Below are 20397 nucleotides of genomic sequence, written 5' to 3' on the forward strand. Positions count from 1 at the left end.
CGACCTGTGGGTGAGCTGCCTGCGGCCCGGCCGGACCGCGCGGAGCCCCGCCCGGCACCGGTCCACCGGGAGGCGTGCCGGTCGGACCGAAACCCTGCGGGCCGTGCCCCGCGCCGGCGCCGGGCGGCGGCCCCTGCGGCACCGTGCCAGGACCACGCGGCGGCACACCGGCACCCTGAGGCGCCGTGCCGTTGAAAGGTGTGCCGCTCCGCGGCGGCAGGCCGGGGCCGCTGTTGCCAGGTCCTCCGTGCTGTCCGCCGGGAGGCATTGGCGCGTTCTGGTGTGGAGGCCCACCCTGATGGCCGGAGGGTCCGGCCGGACGCGAACCAGGTGCGTGACCCTGCATCGGGCCACCCGCGGCAGGAGACGTCATCGGCGCGCCGGTGGGCCGCGGCCCACCGGACGCAGGACCGCCGGGAACAGATCCACCAGGCGCAGACCCGCCAGGCACAGGGCCTCCGGCCGCAGGACCACCGGGAGCCGGTGACCTGCCGGCCTGGGGTTCACCGGTGCCTCCGGGCACGCCGGAACCACCCGGTGGGCGGCCACCACCCGCAGCCGCACCCGGAACGGGACCGCCCGCCGCCGGAGACCTGCCGACCGGACCACCCGCCGGGGGCGCACCTGCCGGGGACACACCTGCCGGAGCCCTCCCGGCCGTCGGTCCACCCCCTGCCGCAGGTCCACCACCCTGAGTCCGCCCAGCGGCAGGGCCACCACCCGCGGCCGGACCACCACCCGCTGATGGCCCACCAGCCGGAGCGCGCCCAGCAGCCGGACCACCCGCCGATGACGCACCGGTCGGAGCACGCCCAGCAGCCGGACCACCGCCTGCCGCGGGCCCACCAGCCGGAGCCCGTCCTGCGGCCGGACCACCACCGGCAGCAGGTCCGCCAGACGAGGCGGCACCCGTCGAAGGCCTTCCCCCAGGCCCACCTCCCGATGCCCCACCGGCTGCCGCCAGACCCGCCGGCGGCCTCCCACCCGGCCCACCGGGAGGCCCACCAGCCGCAGGCCCACCAGCCGCAGGCCCGCCACCCGGAGGCCCACCGGCCGCCGCCACACCCGTCGAAGGCCTGCCCCCGGGAGGCCCACCAGCCGCGGACGTCCCCACCGGACCACGCCCCGAAGACCCCACATCGGGCGTGCGCGACACCACCCCACCCGGCACGCCGGAAGCGGCCGGCCGCACAGACCCGGACGACCCGCCCGGCAACGTGGGCGGAGCCGACGTCCGCCCGGCAGAAGAGCCGGTCGAGGAGGACGGCGTGCTGCTCGACGAGTTGCCCGACGTCTGGGTCGGCGTCTGCGACTGGATGCGGCTCATCGACGACGCAGCTGACTGGTCGGCGTTGCGCGCGGTGTGGGCGGTCTCCCTGGTCTTGGTGCCCGCGTTGTCGGCCGCGGCGGCGGCCTTCTCGGCGCCACCGCGGGCCGTCTGGATCGCGCGGTCGGCGTGTTGCATCGCCACCTGGCCGAACACGCCCGCGCTGCCGGAGGTGGCGTTGATGTTCAGCTTGCTCGCCACGCTGGAGCGAACCTGGTCGCCGCGGTTGGTGATCTTGCCACCGAGCGACTCGACGGCGTCCGGGTCCATGCGGCTGCCGCGGCCGCCCACACCGCCCGGTGACGACGAGGGTGACGGCGTGCTGTGGCTGCCGCTGTCGCTGTGCGAGCTGCCGCCGTGGTGAGAGGAGGACCCCCGAGTCCGGCCGGTCATCAGGCGGTGGCAGGCGGCACGTCGTACGGCTTCACCGCGTCGTAGGCGGACTTGGCGTAGCCGCCGTACTCCGCGAACCGCTCAAGCCCCTTGACCAGGCCTTCCATCTTCTGGGCGAGCTTGGCCATCCGGCCGCCGAACCGCGCCATCGCCGACGCCAGCTTCGACAGCCTGCCCGCGATCTTGGTCGCCATCATGGCGCCGCGGGTGCCCGCGTACCCGGCGTACGCGGCGATGGAGCTGCCCAGCGTGACCACCGCCGACGCGGCGGCGATCAGCGCACCCGCGATCAGCTCGCCGACCAGGTCGGAGATCCAGCCGAACACCAGCGACCGCAGTTCACAGACGAGCGCGCCGGACAACGCGTAGATCGCCGCCGTGCCGTCCATGGTCTTGCCGAGCGCCTCGTACTCGGCGGCCATCTGGTCCATCTCGCGCTTGAACGCGTCACCCGCCGCGCCCTCCCAGTCGGAGACGCCGCGCAGGTCCTCGCGGTGCTCCTGGGCGATCATCTTCATCTCCAGCGCGGCCTGCTTGAGCTGGTCGGTGTTCGCGTTGATCTCGTCCGGGTTGCCCAGCAACGCGTCCAGCGGCTCGCGCAGGAAGTCGACGTGCTCCAGCAGCCAGCCGACACCGGCGGACGCGAGCATGCCCAGCGGGTTCGCCATCGTGCCGACCAGGTCGACCACCACACCGGCGCCACCGAGCGCGACGTCGATGACGTCGGGTCCCTCACCCTCCGACTCGGAGGTCAGCGAGTCGACGAAGCCGGCGACGCTGTCGACCACGCCGGCGCCGGACGACCACGTGGTCGTGCTGTTCTCTTCTGCCACGGTTCCCCCCGGTGCGGCTCAGCGGTTCTTGTAGATCGAGCTGTCGCCGAAGTCCTCGTCCTCGTCGACGGACGGACGCGGCGCGGGACGCCGGACCGGTGGTGGCGGCGGCACGGGGCGTTCCTCGTACTCCTCGTTGAACGCGTAGCCCGACGCCTGCGGCTGCTCTTCTTCCTCCGGCGGCGGCAGGTACTCGGTGATCAGGCGGTAGGTCTCGGACCCCTCGCCCTCGACCGCGCCGAACGTCTCCGCGACCTTCACCGCCGCACCGCGCTGCGCCTTGCGCGCGATCTCGAGGATCTCCCCGGACAGCTGGCCCGGCGACTTCCGCATGGCGTCCGCCGTCAGTTCGAGGCCGGTCAGCGCACCGTTGGGCGCGACCGTCACCGTCACGGCACCGTCCTTCGAGGACGCCGAACCGCCCGCCTGCGCCAGCCCCTCCTGGACCGCGGCGGCTTTCGCCTGCGCCTGCGCGATCTTCGCCTCGAAGTCCCGCATCCACTCTTCGGGCGTCTTCACCAGCACTCCACCCCAACACTCGACCGAACAGAGCAGAGGATTCCACATCGGAGCCGGACCGGTTGCCCGAACGTGCGGATCGGAGTGCGGCACGGAGGGCACCGGCCTGCACGAACCCGCACAAGGCGGACATTCCGGGGCGGCACCGTCTGGACGGGCTTCCGGCCTGACCAGCGCCGGGCGGGTCACCCGGATGAGCGATGGACAACCGCTACGGTGGTGCAGGTGACGACGTTTCCGACGGTGCCCGCGGACCTGTTCCGCTTCACCACGGCGCCGAACGCGGAGCTGCACACGGCGGTCCTCCACGCGTTCGGCGAGGCGAACGAGCGCCTGGAGATCGCTCTCACCTTCGACGACGTCCACCGCGAGCTGCGCAGGCACCACCGCCCGGTCAGCGACGAGGAGCTCACCGGGGCGCTGGCCGGCCTTCGGCAGTGGGGTCTGGTCGACACCGTTCAGCGTCACGCCACGCACCACACGACCGCGGCCGACTACGAGCGCGAGAACCTCCGCCACGTCCTGACCAGGTCGGGCGAGGCAGCCGTCGCCGCCACCAGGCACGCGCTGAAGGTCATGAACAGCACCGGCTCGCTCGACACGGCCACCCTCGACGCCATCGCGGACCGCCTCGAAGAGCTGCACACGGCCGAAACCCGCACGTACGCGGCACTCATGGAGCTCGAAGGCCACCTGGACGCCTTCCAGACCGGCGTCCGACTGTTCCACGGCGAGCTCACCCGCCTGCACGACCAGGCCGACCGCGACACCGTCGCCCACCTGCAGACGTTCGTGAGCGACCTCGACACGCGCAAGCACCGCATCCGCGAGGCCCTCGCGAAACTCTCCCCGGACGACCTGCATGAACGCGCTCTCAAGAACGCCGGCGTCCGTGACGAACGCCAGTGGCGGCAGGAGCGCGCCGACCGGTGGCGAACGCTCCAGGCGTGGTTCGACGGCCCCAGGATCGACCGGTTGGAGGAGATCGCCCGCACCGCGATCGTCGACCTCCTGCGCACCCTCGACCGGATCAGCGAGCAACGCCGCAAGCCCACCAACACCGCCGCCGACTTCCGCGCGCTCGCCGGCTGGTTCGCCCGCACGAGCAGCGACGACGAGGCGCACGAGCTGTTCAACGCGGCGTTCGGGCTGTGGCCGGCCCGGCACGCGCACCTGCAGCACGCGGACGGCGAGCTGATCCCGAGCGCCGAGCCGTGGCACAACACGCCGGCGGTTCCGGTGTCGCCGCAGCTGCGCCGGACCGGCAGGCAGGAGCACATCGGCGCCACCGGCAAGGTCCGCGACGTCGAGCAGATCCGCCGGGCCCGCAGGGAGCAGGCGCAACGGGAACGCCACGAGCTGGAGCTCGCGTGGCAGCAGCTGCAGACCGACGGACCGATCCGGATCTCCAGTCTCCAGCAGCTCGACCACGACACGTTCGACCGGCTGCTCGACCTGGTCGGCCGCGCGCTCGGGGCGATGCCGGACAGCACCGGCACCCGCGCCGCCTCCACCAGTGACGGCCGGGTGCACATCAGGCTGCGCAACGCCCGCGGGTGGGCCAAGATCACCACCCAGAGGGGTACGTTGAGCGGTCCGGACTACGTGATCGAAGTGCAGCGCCGATGAGCAGGACGGGAAACCAGCTCGCCCGGTTGGAGAGCGAGGAGGTGGCGCGTGGCATCAGGATGCTGCTCGCGAGCCCGTTGCTGACCGCCGCGCGCGAGCCCGACGGGTTCGACCTGGTCCGGCGCCGCCGCGAGCCGATCACGAAGTGGTTCGACTACTACTGCGGCTGGCGGCTGCATGTCGAACCGCGCGCCGGGTACGCCCGCCTCACCAAGACCACGGATCGGCCGGATCCCACGCGTCCGGCACGCCGGACGAGGTCGGGGAACGCGCCGTTCGACCGCCGCCGCTACACGCTGCTGTGCGTGGTGTGCGCGGAGCTGCTGGCCGGTCCGGCGACCACGATCGGGCTGCTCGCCGACCGGGTCAGGCGGTCGACGGCAGTGGAGGGCCTGCCGGCGTTCGACCCTTCGCGCCGTGACGAGCGGTCGGCGTTCGTGGACGTGTTGCTGTTCCTGGAACACCACGGCGCCACCAAACCCGTCGACGGCGCGACGGAGAGCTTCCTCGACCACCCCGGCGCCAAGGTGCTGTACCGGGTCGACACCACCCTGGTGACCCGGCTGCTCGCCGCACCGACCGCGCCGTCCACAGTGGACAGCATGGCCGACCTCACGCGCGAGAACCGGTACGACGACAGCTCCACCGCCCAGCGCACCCTGTGGACCAGGCACTCGGTGCTGCGCAGGCTCGTCGACGACCCGGTCGTCTACCGCGACGAGCTCACCGAGGACCAGCGGGCGTTCCTCGCCTCCCCGAGCGGCCGCAAGCTGGTGCACACCGCCGTCGGCATCGCCGGGTGCACGCTGGAGGAACGCGCGGAGGGTTTCCTGGTCGTCGACGCCGACGCGATCGCGACCGACACGCGGTTCCCCGACGACGACAGCTTCGCCAAGGTCGCCGCGCTCATCCTGCTCGACCGGCTCGCGCACGGCGACGCGACCGAGGACGACCTGGTCGCCGAGACCGACCAGCTGCTGACCCGGTTCCCCAACTGGGCCAAGGCATACCGTTCCGACGGCGGCGCCGCGCGGCTCGCGCAGGACGGGCTCGCGCTGCTGCGCGCGTTCGGGCTGGCCCGCACCGAGAACGGCAACGTGAGCAGGCTGCCCGCCGCAGCCAGGTACGCCGTCGAGGAGCCGCATGACTGACCGGTGGCAACCCAGCCGCGCCGGGATCATCAACGTCTGGCGCTACTACGACGAGATCTTCACCTTCCACGAGGGCCGGCTGCTGCTCAGGGGCCCGAACGGCACCGGCAAGTCGAAGGCGCTCGAACTGCTGCTGCCCTACCTGTTCGACGCGAACCTGCGCCCGCATCGCCTGTCGACGTTCGGCAGCGCGGACCGCACCATGCACTGGAACCTCATGGGCGAGGGCGTGCACGGCAGCACGCGCGTCGGGTACGTGTGGCTGGAGTTCCGGCACGGCGAGCGGTGGTTCACCTGCGGCGCAAGGCTTCAGGCGACGACGAACACCGACAACGTCACCACGCACTACTTCACCACCGACCAGCGCGTCGGCGACCTGGCGCTGGTCAACGAGGCCGGGCGGCCGCTGACCAGCTCCGACCTCGCCACCGCGATCGGCGACCACGGTGCCGTGCACGCTTCTCCTGCCGAATACCGCGACACGGTCCGCACGACGCTGTTCCCCGGCGTGAGCGAGCAGCGGTACGACTCGTTGATCACCGCACTGCTCCAGCTGCGCACGCCGAAGCTGTCCGAACGGCTCGACCCGAGCGTGCTGTCGACGTTGCTGTCCAAGGCACTCCCGCCGCTGGACGCCGAGGAGCTCGGTGAGATCGCCGAGGGCTTCGAGCTGCTCGACGGGCAGCGCGAGGAGCTGCGGCGTCTCGACGAGGAGATCGCCACGGCGGAGGTGCTCGCCTCCCGGCAACGCACCTACGCCCAGCGCGTGCTGCGTGCGGCGGCCACGGCGTTGACGACCGCCGAGGCCGAGCTGGCCGAACGAACCCGTGCCGCCGAGGAGAGCGAGAACCGCTACCGGCAGCAGGTCGTCCACGTCGAGCAGACGGCGGACCAGCTGTCCGCGCTGAGCGCCGAGGTGAGCGGGGTGGACGCCGAGATCACCGGGCTCACCGAGCTGCCTGCCTACCAGAAGGGCAAGCAGGTCGACCGGCTGCGCCGCCAGCTCGACACCGCGAGCTCGTGGGCCGCCGACGCCGCCGCACACGCGGAGAAGCTGCGCGCCCGTGCCACTGAGGACGCGGAACTGGCTGCCAGGGCCAGGTCCGCGGCCGCGGACCTGGCCGAGCACGTGCGCAAGTCCGCCACCGAGGCCGAGCACGCCGCCGACCGCGCGGGCATGCCGTCGGTGTTCGCCGAGCTCGACCGCGGCACCGACGTGCGCGTGCAACGGCAGCTGCTCGACGCCGCCGTCGACACCAGGATCGCGCAGGTCGCGGAGATCCGGCGGGTGCTGCTCTCGCACGCCCAGGCCGTGCACGCGCAGAAGGCCGCGCAGCAGCGGCTGGAGGAGACGCGCGAGGAGCTGGCGCAGGCCGAACAGGCGGAAGTGCAGGCGCAGCAAGCACAGGAGCAAGCGTTTGCGCGGTACGCGGAGGACTTCGCGACGTGGGCGCGTGGTTGCACCGAGCTGTCGCTGGCCGATCCCACCGAGATCCTGCCCGCGGCTGTCGTGGAGGCCGCCGCGCTGGCCCGTGAGGAGTTCAGCCGCGCCGAGGCGACGTTGCACGAGAGCCGCAACGCGCTGAACCGCCAGCTCGTGCAGTACAACGCCATCCGCGAGAAGCTGGCCAACCAGGTCGACGTGCCGCCGCCGGCGCCCTACACGCGCGATCTCGACCACCGCATCACCGCCGCGGGCACGCCTTTGTGGCGCCTTGTCGAGTTCTACGACGACGTGCCGACCTCGTTGCGCGGGACCGTTGAAGCGGCGCTGGAGGCGTCCGGCCTGCTCGACGCGTGGATCACCCCGGGCAACTCGTTCGGCCTGAGCGACGAGGACCGCTTCGCCGAACCCCTGCTCGCCGCGCCCGCACCCGGCCGCACCCTGCTGGAGGTGCTGGCCACCGAGGACGAGCGCGTCCACCAGCTGCTCGAAGGCATCGCGTTCGGGGAGACGGCGACCGGTCACACCGCGGCGATCGGCGCCGACGGCACGTGGCGGCTGGCCGCGGCGCACGGCCGCTGGACCAAGCCCGAACCCACTTACATCGGTGTGGCCGCACGGGAAAGGGGCCGCGCCCGCCGCATCGCCGAGCTGACCGCGTCGATCGAGGAGCTCGCCACCGACCTGGCCGGCCTCGACGCCGCCCTGTCGCTGCTCTCGGTCCGCCGCGCGACGCTGGCCGGTGAGATCGCCCGCCAGCCGTCCCACGACCCGCTCGAACTGGCCGGCGAACACCGCACCAGGGCCCAGTTGCGTTGTGCGGCACGCAAAGACGCCGTCGCTGCTGCCGCGGCCCGGTGCGCGGAGGCCGACCTCGCCGTCACCGAGGCACTGCGTGCCGTCACCGCGCTGGCCACCGACCTGCCCACCACCGAGCAGGGCCTCGACGCCGTGCTGGCCGCGGTGTCGGCCTTCCGCACCACCGGCCACCGCTGGCTGGACGACCGCCTCGACGCCGCGGCCGCGGAAACCCAGGCGGCCCAGGCCCTGGCGCGTGCCGCCACCAGCGGCGAGCTCGCCGACGAGGCGTCGGAGTCGGCCGGCACGCAGCAGCAGGAGGCCGAGGGCCTCGCGATCGTCCTGGAGACCGTCGAACGGTCCTCCGGCACCGAGTACCGCGAGCTCGACCAGCGCCTCATCTCGTTGCGCGCCCAGGCCCGCTCACTGCTCGACTCGCAGGACGCGTTGCGGCACAAGCAAATCTCGCTGGCCCGCGTGCTCGGCACGTGGGAGGAACGCCGCAAGGCCGACAGCGCACGCGCCTTCGAGGCCGCCACCGCCCGCGAGGCCGCACACGCCCGCTTCGGCCACCTGGTCACCAGCCACCTCCCCGCCGACGCCGAGGTCTCCGCGGTGGACGCCACGGCGCTGGTCGAAGAGCTCGCGGACATCCCCTTCGAGCAACGCCTGATCCGCGACGCCGAAGCCCACCTGAACAACACCGTGCACGACGCCCGCCACCAACTAGCCGGCCGCGTCGACCTCTCCCTCGAACCCGACGACGACGTCACCGTCCTCACCGCCACCGTGAACGGCGTGCGCACCGGCGCCTCCGGCCTGCTGACCACCCTGCGCGCCGACCGCGACCGCATGCTCGCGCACATCTCCGACAGCGAACGCGCGCTCTTCGACCAGCTACTCACCGGCGACACCCGCCGCCACCTCGCCCAGCGCATCAGCTCCACCATCGACCTCGTCAGCACCATGAACCAGCGCCTCGAACGCGTGCAGACCGCCTCCAACATCCGCGTGCGGCTCGTGTGGCAGGTCGACCCGCAACTCCCCCTGGGCACCCACGAGGCCCGCGACCTCCTCCTCCGCGACCCGTCCGGCCTCACCGACGACGAACGCGCGGCCCTGCACCAGTTCTTCCGCGAGCGCGTAGAAGAGGCACGCGCCCACGGCACCGCCACGGGCTGGGAACAACAACTCGCCCAGGTCCTCGACTACACGACCTGGCACCAGTTCGTCGTGAAGGTGGACCGAGGCGACGGCTGGATCCCCGTCACCAAACGCGTGCACGGCGCGTTGTCCGGCGGCGAGAAGGCCATCGTCCTGCACCTGCCGTTGTTCGCCGCGGCCGCCGCCCACTACCAGGCCACCCCGACCGCACCCCGCCTGATCCTGCTCGACGAGGTCTTCGTCGGCGTCGACGCCACGAACCGCGGCCAGCTGCTGGAACTGCTCGTGGCGTTCGACCTCGACCTCGTGCTGACCTCGGACCACGAGTGGTGCGACTACCGGGAGCTGAGCGGCATCGCGATCCACCAGCTCACGACCGGGACCGACGGCGACGACGCGGTCACGACCGTGCGGTTCACGTGGGACGGCCACAGCCTGCAGCCGGACGAGTCATGACCCCAGCAGTGCCAGCATCGCGCGCTGTTCGTCGGTGACCTCGAACGCCGGATGCCGCCGCGGGTAGATCTCCGCGGCGTCCCACAACGCGGTGCGCACGCTCGACGCGGTACCGACCTTGCGGCCGCGCGAACGGAGGTCGGCCACGACTTCCGCGGCGTCGAACAGGTACACGGCGTCGACGGCCATCGGCCGGGTGGTGCCGCGCGAACTCGCCGCGGACGATTTCGGCCCGGTCAGCACGAGGTAGAGGTCCGGGCCGCCGGCACGCAGGTCCAGCAGCCCCTCGTGCTTGAGGTACCACTTGATGTCCACCGTCCGGCCGTCCGCGAACCGGCCGTCGACGCCCTTGGCCGTCACGTGCCGCTCCAGCTCGATGCCGAAGACCCGCGCCGCGATCCACTCGCCCAGGTGACCGGGCAGCGCGGGCCGCCCGATGCACGCGGCCAGCTCGGCGTCGATCAGGTTGCGCTGCCGGATCAGGCCGGCCATCCGCGTCATCGCGTCCACACCCGGCCTGTCGGCCCTCAGCGCCCCAGCGTTTCCGCCAGCTCCGCCCGCGTCCCGATCCCCAGCTTCGCGTACGCGTTCGACAGGTGGTTGTCCACGGTCCGCACCGAGATCACCAGCGACTCCGCGATCTCCCGGTTCGTCATCCCCCGCGCCGCCAGTCCGGCGACCTCCCGTTCCCGTCGCGTGAGCCCCGGAGCCGCCATCCCCGCCAACGCCGGCGTCCGCGCGCCCTGGCACCGTTCGACCAGCCGCCCGAACAACGCCCTGTCGCCCGACGCCGCGGCCGCCTCCGCCGCGTGCAGCACCATTCCGGCGGCATCGAACCCGGCCGCCACCTCGGCCAGCGCCGCGGAGTCGTTGCGCACCAGCGCTTCCGCGTGCCGCGAGTACAGCGGCACCAGCAACCCGGTCGTCGTCTCGGCCAGCTCCCGCAACCGCACTGCCGCCTCACGCGCGCGCCCCAACCGCACGGCCTCATGCAGCAGCACGGCCTCACTGGCGTGCTCCCCGCGCGCACGCACGTCCGCCGCCGCGTCGAACGGCGACGCACCGCCCGCCCAGATCCGCGCGAGCCACAACCCGCTGCGGTACGGCATCATCCCCTGCGGCACCAGCTCCTCCGCCTCGGCCAGCACCGCACGCGCGTCGTTGCCCAGCTGGGCTTCCACGCACGCGAGCAGGCACAGCCGCACGAACGGCCGCGCCGGACGGGCCTCGCGCAGCACCGACCGCGCGTCCTCCAACCGGCCGAGCGCCTGGAGGATCGAGCCCAGCGACACCAGCCACGACGACCGCATCGAGTGCCACTCCGCGCAGTCGGCGAGTGCCTGCCGCGCAAGGCGTTCCGCGGTCCGGAGGTCGCCGTGCACGGCGTGCACGAACACCTCGGCGGTGCGGACCGTCTCCGTGCCCAGCGGGATGCCCGGCCGTGGCGCGATGAGCGGAAACGGGCCCACGTAACGACCCTGGACCACGTCGATCAACGCGAGGAGCGCGGCTTCCGCCGGGTCGGTGCCGTCGAGCAACGCGCGGGCCTCGTCGTACCTGCCCGCGTCGAACAGCAGGTTCGCCCGCACCACGCTCATCTCGACCAGCGCGGCGGCCTCCTCGCTGCGGCCCAGCCCCCAGCCGAGGTTCATCGCGCGGACGGCGAGCACCTCGACCGGATCGTCGTCGGTGGCGACCATCGCGAAGACCTCTTCGGCTTCCTCGGGACGATCGCTGAAGGTCAGCACCTCGGCGAACAACCGCCCAGCCTCCACACCACCACCGACTGACCATGCGGCGCGTGCGAGTCGTTCAGCCAGACCGACGTCACCTGTCGCACACGCCAGACGAGCGGCCGTGAGCAGCAGCGCCGGATCATCGGCCGTGCCGCTGTCCAGACGCAACACGGCCACACGCAACGGATCGTCCAGCACCGAGGCCAGGTGACGCTGATGGTTGCGCTTGCGCAGAGGTGGGCACTGCGCGCGCAACACCTCGCCGTACAACGGATGTGCGAGCCGGAGCCCTTCCTCCGACACGACGACAAGTCCGTCCAACGCCTCCGAAGCGGGCAGGTCGAGCGGCTCGCCGAACGCCAGCAGCTCCAGCAGCCGCCGGTCATCGTCCGGCACCGCCGCGAGGTGCGCCTCGATCAGCTCCACCAGACGGGCGGACAACGGCAGCGGACCGTCCAACGACCACACACCGCCGTGCGACACCCACTGCGCCGCGAAGTGCATCTCTCGCAGTAGCAACATGTTGCCTGCGGACGCGGTCCACAACCGTTCGGCGGTGGCGCTGTCCACGGCACCGCCGAGCACCGTCTCCAGCACCTCGACGACCGCGTCCCGCCCGAGTGGTTCGAGCTCGATGCGCGGCAGCAGTTCGTCCTTCCACAGCGCGACAACCGGATCCGGTGCCCGTTCACCGGACCGCAGCGTCGCCACCACCACTGCCTCGCGGTGCGCGACGAGGAGGTGCAACAGGCCGGCGGATGCGTCATCGAGCAGATGCACGTCGTCCACCACCACGACACGACCGGCCAATGCGGTCCGTGCGGCGCTCAACATCGCCAACGGCGAGGGATCCACCGACGGCAAGAAGGGCGCCATCACGCCCAACGGGATCGCCGACAGCGCGGCCGTGGCGCGCAGCCGGACGTCGCACGCCACCTCGTCCACCAGCCGGGTCTTGCCCACACCCGCGGGTCCGGCGACGATCAGCCCGGCACCGCGCACCGCACGCCGGACCGCGGTGAGCTCGGCGTCCCTCCCCACGAACGGCCACCCCACGCCACCAGGCTAGGTGATCCGCGCGGTCGAGGTGGGTGGTCACTCACTCATCCCCTGAACAGCGCAAACCCGAAGACTGCCGGCATGAGCTTCTTCACCGACCCGACCCCGTACTTCGACGAGTGGCGCGAGAAGGGCCCGGCGCTGGTCGAGGCGCCGGACGGCCGGCAGACGTGGATGATCAGCCGCTACGACGACGTCGTGCAGGCGCTCGACCACCCCGGCCTCAGCAGCGCCATCATCCCGGGCGGAATGTTGAACCACACGGACCCACCGGAGCACACGCGACTACGCAAACCCATCGCGCGTGCGTTCTCGACGCGACGCATGGAGGCACTACGACCGCGCATCGAGCAGATCACCAACGATCTGCTGGACGCGTGGGAGAGCGAGGACGAGGTCGACGTGATCGCCACGTTCGCCTACCTGCTGCCGATCACGGTCATCTGTGAACTGCTCGGAGTGCCCGAAAGGGACAGGGACGAGCTGCGCAGGCTCACCGCGGAGCTGCTCACGCCGGAGACCATGGTCGTGGCCTACGGCGAGTTCGCGGCGTACGTGCAGCACCTGCTGGACACCAAGGAGCCCGGTGACGACGTCATCACCGAGCTGCGCGACGAGCCGAACCTCGTGCAGACCCTCGTGCTGCTCATCACCGCCGGGCACGAGACGACCGTGCAGCTCATCGGCAACGGACTGCTCGCGTTACTGCGCGATCCCGTCATGAGGCAGAGGCTGGCCGGCGACCCGCTGCTGGTTCCGGACGCCGTGGAGGAGCTTCTGCGCTACGACCCGCCGCTCGCCGAGGGGGTTTCTCGCACGGCAACGACCGACGTGGTGATCGGAGGGGTCACGATTCCACGGTCTGCGCAGGTCACCGTCTCACTCGGGGCGGCGAACCGGGATCCGTCCCGGTTTCCCGATCCGGACGTGTTGCGGCTGGGCCGGGACCCACACGTCACGTTCGGGCACGGCGTCCACTACTGCCTGGGGGCGCGGCTGGCGCGCATCGAGGGCGAGATCGCGCTCGGGACGCTCCTGCGGCGGTTCCCGGAACTCGTGCTCGCCGCTGAGCCCGAGTGGCGGGAGTCGTTCATCCGAGGCTTGGCGACATTTCGCGTGCGACCGAAGCCCTGACGGCCGCTCGGGCCGCCGACAGGTCGTCGACGGCGTAAATCTCCGGACAGGAGGCGATGACGAGGTCCTTGTCCGACGCGACGGTCAGCAAGGAAACTTTCTCGGTCAACGAGGTGGCTTGCCGGACGACTCCCTTGGCGTCGACCCGGATCAACGTGACCCACGTCTCTGACCAGGGAAAGTCCGCCACGGCGCTGGATTTCCGCAGGCCTTCCACATCGAACTCGGCAAATCTGGGCATGCCGCCAAGATTAGCCACTGCGGGTTGCGGCAAGGCAAAGATCACCCTTTCACCGCAATGCAGCCAGCAGATGGGACAGGTTGACGCCCACGGCGTCGGCCAACCGGCGCACGACTTCCGGAGCGGGTGCCAACGGGTGGGTGTCGCGGGTGAACGGCAGGCCCTCACCGCCGGAGAACTTCGACTGCGGGGTGACCGGGGCGAGGACCGGGTAGACCCGCCAGCGCGGCACCTTGGAGTCTGCCATGGCGAGCGTGTTGCCGTGCCACAGCATCACCGCCGACTGGCGGATGTTCCGTGCGAGCACGCATCCGTAGCCGGTGAGGGTGATCGCGCGTGCCGCGGCGCGGACCGGGTTGCGGAAGTCGCCCTCCACCACCCAGACGCCGTTCATCAGCTCCGCGGTGAACCCCTCGGCCTCCAGCGCCGCGATGGTCTCCGCGTGCTGGTCGTCGGCGGCGGCCGTGGCCAGTTCCACGACCTCCTGCACCTCGGTCGCCGTCACGACGCGCGCGCCGGCCTCCGTCGAGTGGTGCAGGAGGCGTTCGACGTGGCGGTCCTCCGCGTACGCCGCCCACTCCTGCGCCTTCTCCCACGCCGTGCGCGCGATGACGTCCGCCTCGGAGCCACCACGCAGGCGTGCGTCCTGCAGCAGCTGTGCGAGCACCACGGCGATGACGGAGCTCAACAGACCGTCGTCGCGCGTCTGGTCGTCCTCGGGCACGAGAGAGATGACCAGGTCACGCAGGTCAGCGCGCCAGCTCTCGTCGCCCGCCCACACGCCGACGGCGAGCAGGTTCAGGTAGTGGTCGGCGATGGCCATCCGCACGAGCAGCGGCTGACCGGCCGCCTCCCGTGCGTCACGGCGTGCGTTGACCTTCACCTGCTGTCGTTCCGCGGGATCCACCACCGTCACGCGGATCTTGTCGAGTTCGTCGAGGAAGTCGTCCCACCGGTCGTCCGAGAACCGGGCGAAGACGTCGTCCACCTCATACCTCCTGCTGCAGCCGAGCGACGGACTCGAGTACTCGTCTGGTGCGCGCCACTTCGTGCGCGCGGAACACCGCGGCGCCCGCCACCGCCGCGATCGCAGTCGCGACGAGGGTTCCCTCGACGCGCTCGTGCAGTTCAACGCCGAGGGTCTCCCCGACGAAATCCTTGTTGGACAACGCCATCAGCACCGGCCACCCGGTGGCGACGAGCACGTCCGTGTGCCGCACCAGCGCGAGGCTGTGCCAGGTGTTCTTGCCGAAGTCGTGCGTCGGGTCGATGAGCACGCTCTTGCGCGGCACCCCCAGAGCGACCACCTTCTCGGCGCGAGCCGTCGTCTCGGCGACGACGTCCGCCACGAGATCCGGATAGCTCACCCTATGCGGACGCGTGCGCGGCCTGACACCGCCGGTGTGCGAACAGACGTATCCGGCGCCGTACTCGGCCGCGACCACGGCCAGTTCCGGGTCCGCTCCGGCCCACGTGTCGTTGAGCAGGTCCGCTCCCGCCTCGCAGGCCAGCCGCCCGACGTCCGCCCGCCAGGTGTCACTGCTGATGATGAGGTCGGGATAGGCATCGCGCACCCGGGAGATGAACGGCACAACGCGCCGCACTTCTTCTTCGGGGTCGACGACATCACCCGGTCCGGCCTTCACGCCACCGATGTCGATGATGTCCGCGCCCTCGTCGACGACGCGGTGCACGGCCTCCATCGCGACGTCCTCGGCGTAGGTGGCGCCCTTGTCGTAGAACGAGTCCGGGGTGCGGTTGATGATCGCCATCACCAGCGCGTGGTCGCGGACGACGGTCCGGCCGCGGAACTGGAGCTCGATCACATCCCGTGTCTACCAGGCGGGCCCCGGACTGTGCACATGGCGGACGTCTCATACTGCCCTGCGTGGAACTGGTGAAAGCGGTCGACGCCCTGTGGGAGCGCGGCTGGTTGCCGTACGACGTTCGCGAGGCGGTGTCGCGTTCGCTCGACGAGTCGGCGGCCTCCCTCGTGGTGGACGTGATCGCTTTGTCCTGTTCGCCCCACGCGGCCTCGACCGTCCACCCGCGGTGGCAACGGCAGCTCGACGAGATCGGCGCCACCGTCTGGTGGGAGGGACCACTGCTGGAGGCGTGGGCGGCGCGGCACATCGAGACGAGGGCCTACGCCTCCCGCACGGCCGCTGAGCTGCTCTCGTTCCTCACGCGGCTGCCGACCCTGCCGCGGATCCTGCCGCTGCCCGGTGACGCGCTGAGCGGCCTGGAACGCGCCGGTGTGGACCCGAAGGTGCTCAACCGGGTGCGCGGGCTGCTCGCGAAGGCCGAGTCGACGTCGTTCCCGGAGGAGGCCGAGGCGCTGTCGGCCAAGGCGCAGGACCTGATGAACCGGCACGCGCTCGAACGGGCGATGCTCGACGCGGACCTGCCGCCGCTCGCCACGTCGCGGCGGATGTGGCTCGACAAGGCGTACTTCAAGGAGAAGTCGCAGCTCGTGCACGTGGTGGCGGAGGCTTCCCGCACCCGTGCGGTGGCGTACGACGGGTTCGGGTTCGTCGCACTGGTGGGTGACGAGGTGGACCTGGAGATCGTGGAGCTGCTGTCGACGTCGTTGCTGGTGCAGGCGACGCGCGCGATGGTGGCCGCCGGCGGGAAGGCCACGAAGGGCAGCGAGGCGCGGTCGCGGCCGTTCCGCAAGTCGTTCCTGATCGCCTACGCGGCCCGGATCGGTGAGCGGTTGCAGCCGGACGAGCCGGTGGCGGACGAGCGGTTGCTGCCGGTGCTGGCGAACCGCAAGAAGGCCGTGGACACGTTGTTCGAGGAGATGTTCACGCGGACGCGGACCACGCGGGTGACGGTGCGGTCGGCGGCGGGATGGGGCGCCGGGCGTGCGGCGGCGAACGTCGCCGACCTCGGTACCGGCCGGAGCTCCGTGACGTCGGGCCGAGGGCAGCGGGACCCCCGCTGACCCGCCCACCCGCACCGGGGAGCCCCCCAAACCCGTTCGAGTGAACTCCCCCCGATCCCCGGCCATCCCAGGCCAACAAGGGCGAAAAACCGTCAGACCCCCTCCCTAACCTCAACCCCATGCCAAGCACCTACCAGAACGAAACGAAGCTCGGCGAGGTCACGTACCGGCTGAGCGCCACGACGGACGCGGACGAGTCCGTGGTCCTCGAACTGCTGGGGTCCGCCCCCTCGGGAGAGGTGATAGCGGACGGCCGCCTGAGACTGCCCGTCGAAGGCGGCGCCGCGGTCGGCAAGCTGCTGTCCCGCGTCCTGGGCGCCCACACGCGCCTGCGCAGCCGCCCCTCCCGCCACGCCAACGCCAACCAGCCCTGGACCGAAGCCCTCGACTCCGACCTCCGCTGCGCCTGGCTCGCCCCGTCCACCGACGACGCGGCCGTCCTCATCCGCGCGCTGGGCGAGGAGATGCAGCGCTCCTCCACGGCCATCAGGGCCCGCCTGGCCCGCGTCGGCTGCGACCCGGACGTCCCCGGCCGCGAGCTCTCCTCCACGGCGGCCGCCCTACTAGGGGCAATGTCAGGGCCGAGTCAGGGAAAGACCTGATTCGCGCACTCCCTCTGGCGGCGGACCCTGGAGCAGTACGCACCAGAGTCTTCAGGGGGTAACCGTGGAAATCACCGGCTTGATCAGCGCGCTGCTCATCGGCGCCTTCATCGGCGGCCTGGGCCGCCTGGTGGTTCCCGGCAGGCAACACGTCTCGCTGCTCACGACCATCCTCGTCGGCATCGCGGCAGCTCTGCTCGGAACCGCGGCCGCCACCGTCCTCGGCGTCGCCGACACCGCGGGCATCGACTGGATCGAGCTCGCCCTCCAGGTCGGCCTGGCCGGCGCCGGCGTCACGGTCCTGGCCAACCGCCGCGTGGGGTCCAAAGCCCCCCACTGACCCAGGTGGGCGGCCTCGCGCCGCCCACGCCTCCGGGCGGGCCCTCCAGCAGCCGCCCGACCTCACGCGCTCCTTTGCCCCACAACGACCCCGCAGTCGTTCCACACCGGCCCGCACCCGACCGACCACCGGCCCACACGCCGACCGCCAGCTCACTGGCCTCCGCTGTCCGCCGCCCCTCGGTCCCGCGCGCCCACCGGTCCTCGGTTCCGAGGCCACGCACTCCGCGTCCCGACGCGCCCGCCGCACACCGTCCGTGCCCTGATCCCGCACGCACCCGCGAGCGCCCGCCGTCCACGCGGACACCGCCTCACCACCGGCCGAGCCGACGCCTCACCCGTCGGCACCCCTTGTTCCGCAACCAACCCGGCACACCTGTCACCGGCCCACACGCCCGACCGACCAGCGGCCCACGCGTCGACCCCGCCAGCCCACAACCCGCTGGCCCTCCGCAGTCCGCCGCCCCTCGGTCGCCCGCCCGTCACCGGTCCACAGTGCCCACTCCGCGCCCCGACGCACCCGCCGCACACCCTCCGTGCCCTGATCCCGCACGCACCCGCGAGCGCCCGCCGTCGACGCGGACACCCCCAGCCCACCCGAGGCCTACCTCGCCAGGACCCCTCAACCACGCCCTGGAGGAAAGCCAGGGCGTCCGTCCACAGGTAGTGCCCCGCCCCAGGCTGCACGACCATCGCAGACCGCGGGACCAACCCGGCCACCGGCGCGTCCGGCATTTCGTCTGCCAGGCGCTTGTAAGCCTGCGCCCACACATCGCAGTGCCCGTCGTAGAGAGGAGCCAACGCGACCCGATCGCAGCGGCTGTGCTGCCGCCCACCGCCTTCAGCGCGCCCGCGAGGCCGTCGCGCCAGACCTACGTCGGACCGTGCCGCAGCCCTGGAGTTCGGCGGGATCCGGTGCCACACCCGAACGAGCGCAACGACGGCGTCACCAGTACCAGGTGCCGAACGCAGGAGGGATACCGCAGCGCATACCTGACCGCAATGGACGCCCCGGCCGTGTGCGCAGGATGTCCACGGTGTCCACACCGGACGCGGCGCGACAGGCCTCGACAACGTCGACGTGCAGGTCGTGCGAGCAAAGCCATGACCGGGAAGATCGCCAGACCGCGGGGGAGAGAGGTGGGAATCAGCAGGAAGCGAACTCGTCGAGCAGGGCGGAGGCCACCTCGACGTCCGGGCTGAGCTGACGGTCGGTCATGTCCGGGTTGAGCTTCGCCTCGGCGATCTCGAACGCCGCGCGCAGCGGCGCGGTGTCGGGCACGATGCCGCGCAGCCGCAGGGCGCGCACGGCTGCGACGATCTCGCAGGCGAGCACGAGGCGGAACGCGCCCAGCGAGCGCAGGGCCTGGCTCGCGGACTGGAAGGCGAAGCTGGAGTTCTCCTCCTGGCCGCGCGAGACGACGGCGTTGCCGATGCTGGCGGGCTCGGCCAGGGTGCGGACCTCGGCCAGTGCGGAGTTGGCGCTGTACTCGAGGATCATCACGCCCGAGCTGCCACGCACGCCTTCGGCCAGGAACGGTTGCAGGCCGGTGAAGTTCGGCTCGACGAGGGTGGCGAGCCGGGCGGTCGAGAGGTGGCCGGTGTGCAGCAGGGCCAGCCGCAGCCGGTCCAGTGCCTGGCCGAGGTACGCGCTGTGGAAGGCGCCGTGGTGGTAGGCGGCGTCGTCCTCGTGGCCGAAGTGGTCGGCGACGATGAGCGGGTTCTCGGCGGCGGCGTTGAACTCGACGTCGAGGACGCGGCCGAGGTCGGTGGCGGCGTCGACGGCGGGGCCGTGGATCTGCGGGAAGCAGCGGTAGCCGAACGGGTCCTGGATACGTGCGGGCGGACGGGACGGCTCGCCCAGCAGGCGGCGCATCTCGGCGGCGACGGCGACCTGGCCGGGGTGGGGCCGGCCGAGGTGGACGCGTTCGGCGTAGGCCTCGACGGCGCCGTCGACGGCGAGGAACGACAGGGCGGCGACGACCTGCGTCGCCCTGAGCAGCTCGGACGCGTCGTGCCAGGCGAGTCCGGCCATACCGATGGTGAGGGCGTTGCTGCTGATCAGGGCGAGGGCGTCGCCGGAGTCGAGGTCGATCGGGTCCGGGGTCTGCGTGGAGCCGAGCCAGTAGCGCTCGCCGATCAGGGTGAGGCCGGTCTCGGCGAGCGCGGTGAGGTCACCGGTGCCGATCGCGCCGTACTCGTGGACGCCGGGGTAGCAGCCGCTGTTCAACGCGGCGAGCAGGGCTTCGGCCACGGCGCCGCGGACACCGGCACCGCCCGCGAGGAGCTGGTTCAGGCGCACGACCATCATGGCGCGCACCTGTTCCTCGGGGAGCATGCCGCCGAGGCCGCCGGCGTGGCTGCGCAGCAGGCGCAGACCGTGCTCGGACCAGCCCTCGGTGGTGACGATCTGGTCGCGGTTCGCGCCGACGCCGGTGGTGCGGCCGTAGACCTGTCGTCGCACGACGAGGCGCTGGCTGGCGCGCCACGACGCTTCGAGGCGGCCGATTCCGTCCGCGTGCAGGACCACAGGCGTGTGGTACCTGGCGACGCGCAGGACGTCGTCGCCGCCGAGGGACCGACCGTCCAGCACGACAGGGGTGTCATCGACCATGGCGACAATGT

17 protein-coding genes are annotated in these 20397 nt (G+C 71.8%); 8 read left to right on the plus strand and 9 right to left on the minus strand.

What is annotated here, in order from left to right:
* Nucleotides 1-369 precede the first annotated feature (369 nt).
* On the minus strand, nt 370-1050 hold the full coding sequence (locus ADL03_RS47135) for a hypothetical protein (protein WP_157528867.1): 681 nt from the start codon (nt 1048-1050) through the stop codon (nt 370-372).
* 95 nt (nt 1051-1145) lie between these two features.
* Between ADL03_RS47135 and ADL03_RS17970 the strand changes: the two genes are divergently transcribed.
* On the plus strand, nt 1146-1691 hold the full coding sequence (locus tag ADL03_RS17970; RefSeq protein WP_053734630.1) for a hypothetical protein: 546 nt from the start codon (nt 1146-1148) through the stop codon (nt 1689-1691).
* A 28-nt stretch (nt 1692-1719) separates the two neighbouring features.
* On the opposite strand, the gene ADL03_RS17975 is transcribed toward ADL03_RS17970, so the two are convergent.
* Both ADL03_RS17975 and ADL03_RS17980 read right to left on the minus strand, forming a co-directional pair.
* Nucleotides 1720-2553: a WXG100 family type VII secretion target gene (locus tag ADL03_RS17975; protein ID WP_053734631.1), complete on the minus strand. Its 834-nt coding sequence runs from the start codon at nt 2551-2553 to the stop codon at nt 1720-1722.
* A gap of 18 nt (nt 2554-2571) precedes the next feature.
* Nucleotides 2572-3072 (minus strand): YbaB/EbfC family nucleoid-associated protein, encoded by a 501-nt coding sequence (locus ADL03_RS17980; protein WP_197288424.1) that lies wholly within the window; start codon nt 3070-3072, stop codon nt 2572-2574.
* Between the two features lie 225 nt (nt 3073-3297).
* Between ADL03_RS17980 and ADL03_RS17985 the strand changes: the two genes are divergently transcribed.
* The 3 genes from ADL03_RS17985 to ADL03_RS17995 are packed head-to-tail and all read left to right on the plus strand — an operon-like array spanning nt 3298 to nt 9714.
* Complete coding sequence (locus ADL03_RS17985; RefSeq protein WP_197288425.1) at nt 3298-4701, plus strand: TIGR02677 family protein; 1404 nt, start codon at nt 3298-3300, stop codon at nt 4699-4701.
* Nucleotides 4698-5852: a TIGR02678 family protein gene (locus ADL03_RS17990; protein WP_053734633.1), complete on the plus strand. Its 1155-nt coding sequence runs from the start codon at nt 4698-4700 to the stop codon at nt 5850-5852. The genes ADL03_RS17985 and ADL03_RS17990 overlap by 4 nt, the downstream gene beginning before the upstream one ends.
* Complete coding sequence (locus tag ADL03_RS17995) at nt 5845-9714, plus strand: TIGR02680 family protein (protein WP_053734634.1); 3870 nt, start codon at nt 5845-5847, stop codon at nt 9712-9714. The genes ADL03_RS17990 and ADL03_RS17995 overlap by 8 nt, the downstream gene beginning before the upstream one ends.
* Here the strand turns inward: ADL03_RS17995 and ADL03_RS18000 are convergent.
* Together ADL03_RS18000 and ADL03_RS50490 are read right to left on the minus strand one after the other, a co-directional pair.
* The gene (locus ADL03_RS18000; RefSeq protein ID WP_053734670.1) at nt 9709-10215 is read right to left on the minus strand and encodes a hypothetical protein; all 507 of its coding nucleotides are present in this window, start codon (nt 10213-10215) and stop codon (nt 9709-9711) included. The genes ADL03_RS17995 and ADL03_RS18000 overlap by 6 nt on opposite strands.
* A 26-nt stretch (nt 10216-10241) precedes the next feature.
* Nucleotides 10242-12506 carry a LuxR C-terminal-related transcriptional regulator gene (locus ADL03_RS50490; RefSeq protein ID WP_053734635.1) on the minus strand — a complete coding sequence of 755 codons (2265 nt, stop codon included), beginning with the start codon at nt 12504-12506 and terminating at the stop codon, nt 10242-10244.
* Nucleotides 12507-12590: 84 nt separating this feature from the next.
* On the opposite strand from ADL03_RS50490, the gene ADL03_RS18010 reads away from it, so the two are divergent.
* Entirely contained in the window at nt 12591-13643 is a 1053-nt protein-coding gene (locus ADL03_RS18010; RefSeq protein WP_053734636.1) for a cytochrome P450, read from the plus strand.
* Here the strand turns inward: ADL03_RS18010 and ADL03_RS45520 are convergent.
* The 3 genes from ADL03_RS45520 to folP are packed head-to-tail and all read right to left on the minus strand — an operon-like array spanning nt 13600 to nt 15656.
* Complete coding sequence (locus ADL03_RS45520) at nt 13600-13929, minus strand: hypothetical protein (RefSeq protein WP_197288426.1); 330 nt, start codon at nt 13927-13929, stop codon at nt 13600-13602. The genes ADL03_RS18010 and ADL03_RS45520 overlap by 44 nt on opposite strands.
* 4 nt (nt 13930-13933) lie before the next feature.
* Complete coding sequence (locus tag ADL03_RS18015; RefSeq protein WP_053734637.1) at nt 13934-14872, minus strand: hypothetical protein; 939 nt, start codon at nt 14870-14872, stop codon at nt 13934-13936.
* Nucleotide 14873: 1 nt separating this feature from the next.
* The gene (gene folP, locus ADL03_RS18020; RefSeq protein WP_082373245.1) at nt 14874-15656 is read right to left on the minus strand and encodes a dihydropteroate synthase; all 783 of its coding nucleotides are present in this window, start codon (nt 15654-15656) and stop codon (nt 14874-14876) included.
* 116 nt (nt 15657-15772) lie between these two features.
* Here folP and ADL03_RS18025 point away from each other — a divergent pair, with 116 nt between their 5' ends.
* The 3 genes from ADL03_RS18025 (at nt 15773) to ADL03_RS18035 (ending at nt 17773) form a co-directional block, all read left to right on the plus strand.
* A complete protein-coding gene (locus ADL03_RS18025; protein WP_053734639.1) occupies nt 15773-16831 on the plus strand; it encodes a DUF2786 domain-containing protein in 1059 nt (352 codons plus the stop codon).
* Nucleotides 16832-16950: 119 nt separating this feature from the next.
* On the plus strand, nt 16951-17433 hold the full coding sequence (locus ADL03_RS18030; protein WP_053734640.1) for a hypothetical protein: 483 nt from the start codon (nt 16951-16953) through the stop codon (nt 17431-17433).
* A 64-nt stretch (nt 17434-17497) separates the two neighbouring features.
* The gene (locus tag ADL03_RS18035) at nt 17498-17773 is read left to right on the plus strand and encodes a GlsB/YeaQ/YmgE family stress response membrane protein (RefSeq protein ID WP_053734641.1); all 276 of its coding nucleotides are present in this window, start codon (nt 17498-17500) and stop codon (nt 17771-17773) included.
* Between the two features lie 1146 nt (nt 17774-18919).
* Here ADL03_RS18035 and ADL03_RS18040 read toward each other — a convergent pair.
* Complete coding sequence (locus ADL03_RS18040; RefSeq protein ID WP_053734642.1) at nt 18920-20386, minus strand: aromatic amino acid ammonia-lyase; 1467 nt, start codon at nt 20384-20386, stop codon at nt 18920-18922.
* Nucleotides 20387-20397: the final 11 nt, after the last annotated feature.

This window comes from Nocardia sp. NRRL S-836 (assembly GCF_001279525.1).
Taxonomy (GTDB): domain Bacteria; phylum Actinomycetota; class Actinomycetes; order Mycobacteriales; family Pseudonocardiaceae; genus Lentzea.

Excerpts from the sequence above, each read along its gene's own strand:
- ADL03_RS17995 (WP_053734634.1), top strand. The coding sequence starts at position 5,845 with ATGACTGACCGGTGGCAACCCAGCCGCGCCGGGATCATCAACGTCTGG.
- ADL03_RS18010 (WP_053734636.1), top strand. The coding sequence starts at position 12,591 with ATGAGCTTCTTCACCGACCCGACCCCGTACTTCGACGAGTGGCGCGAG.
- ADL03_RS17990 (WP_053734633.1), top strand. The coding sequence starts at position 4,698 with ATGAGCAGGACGGGAAACCAGCTCGCCCGGTTGGAGAGCGAGGAGGTG.
- ADL03_RS18000 (WP_053734670.1), bottom strand. The coding sequence starts at position 10,215 with ATGACGCGGATGGCCGGCCTGATCCGGCAGCGCAACCTGATCGACGCC.
- ADL03_RS18030 (WP_053734640.1), top strand. The coding sequence starts at position 16,951 with ATGCCAAGCACCTACCAGAACGAAACGAAGCTCGGCGAGGTCACGTAC.
- folP (WP_082373245.1), bottom strand. The coding sequence starts at position 15,656 with ATGGCGATCATCAACCGCACCCCGGACTCGTTCTACGACAAGGGCGCC.
- ADL03_RS18040 (WP_053734642.1), bottom strand. The coding sequence starts at position 20,386 with ATGGTCGATGACACCCCTGTCGTGCTGGACGGTCGGTCCCTCGGCGGC.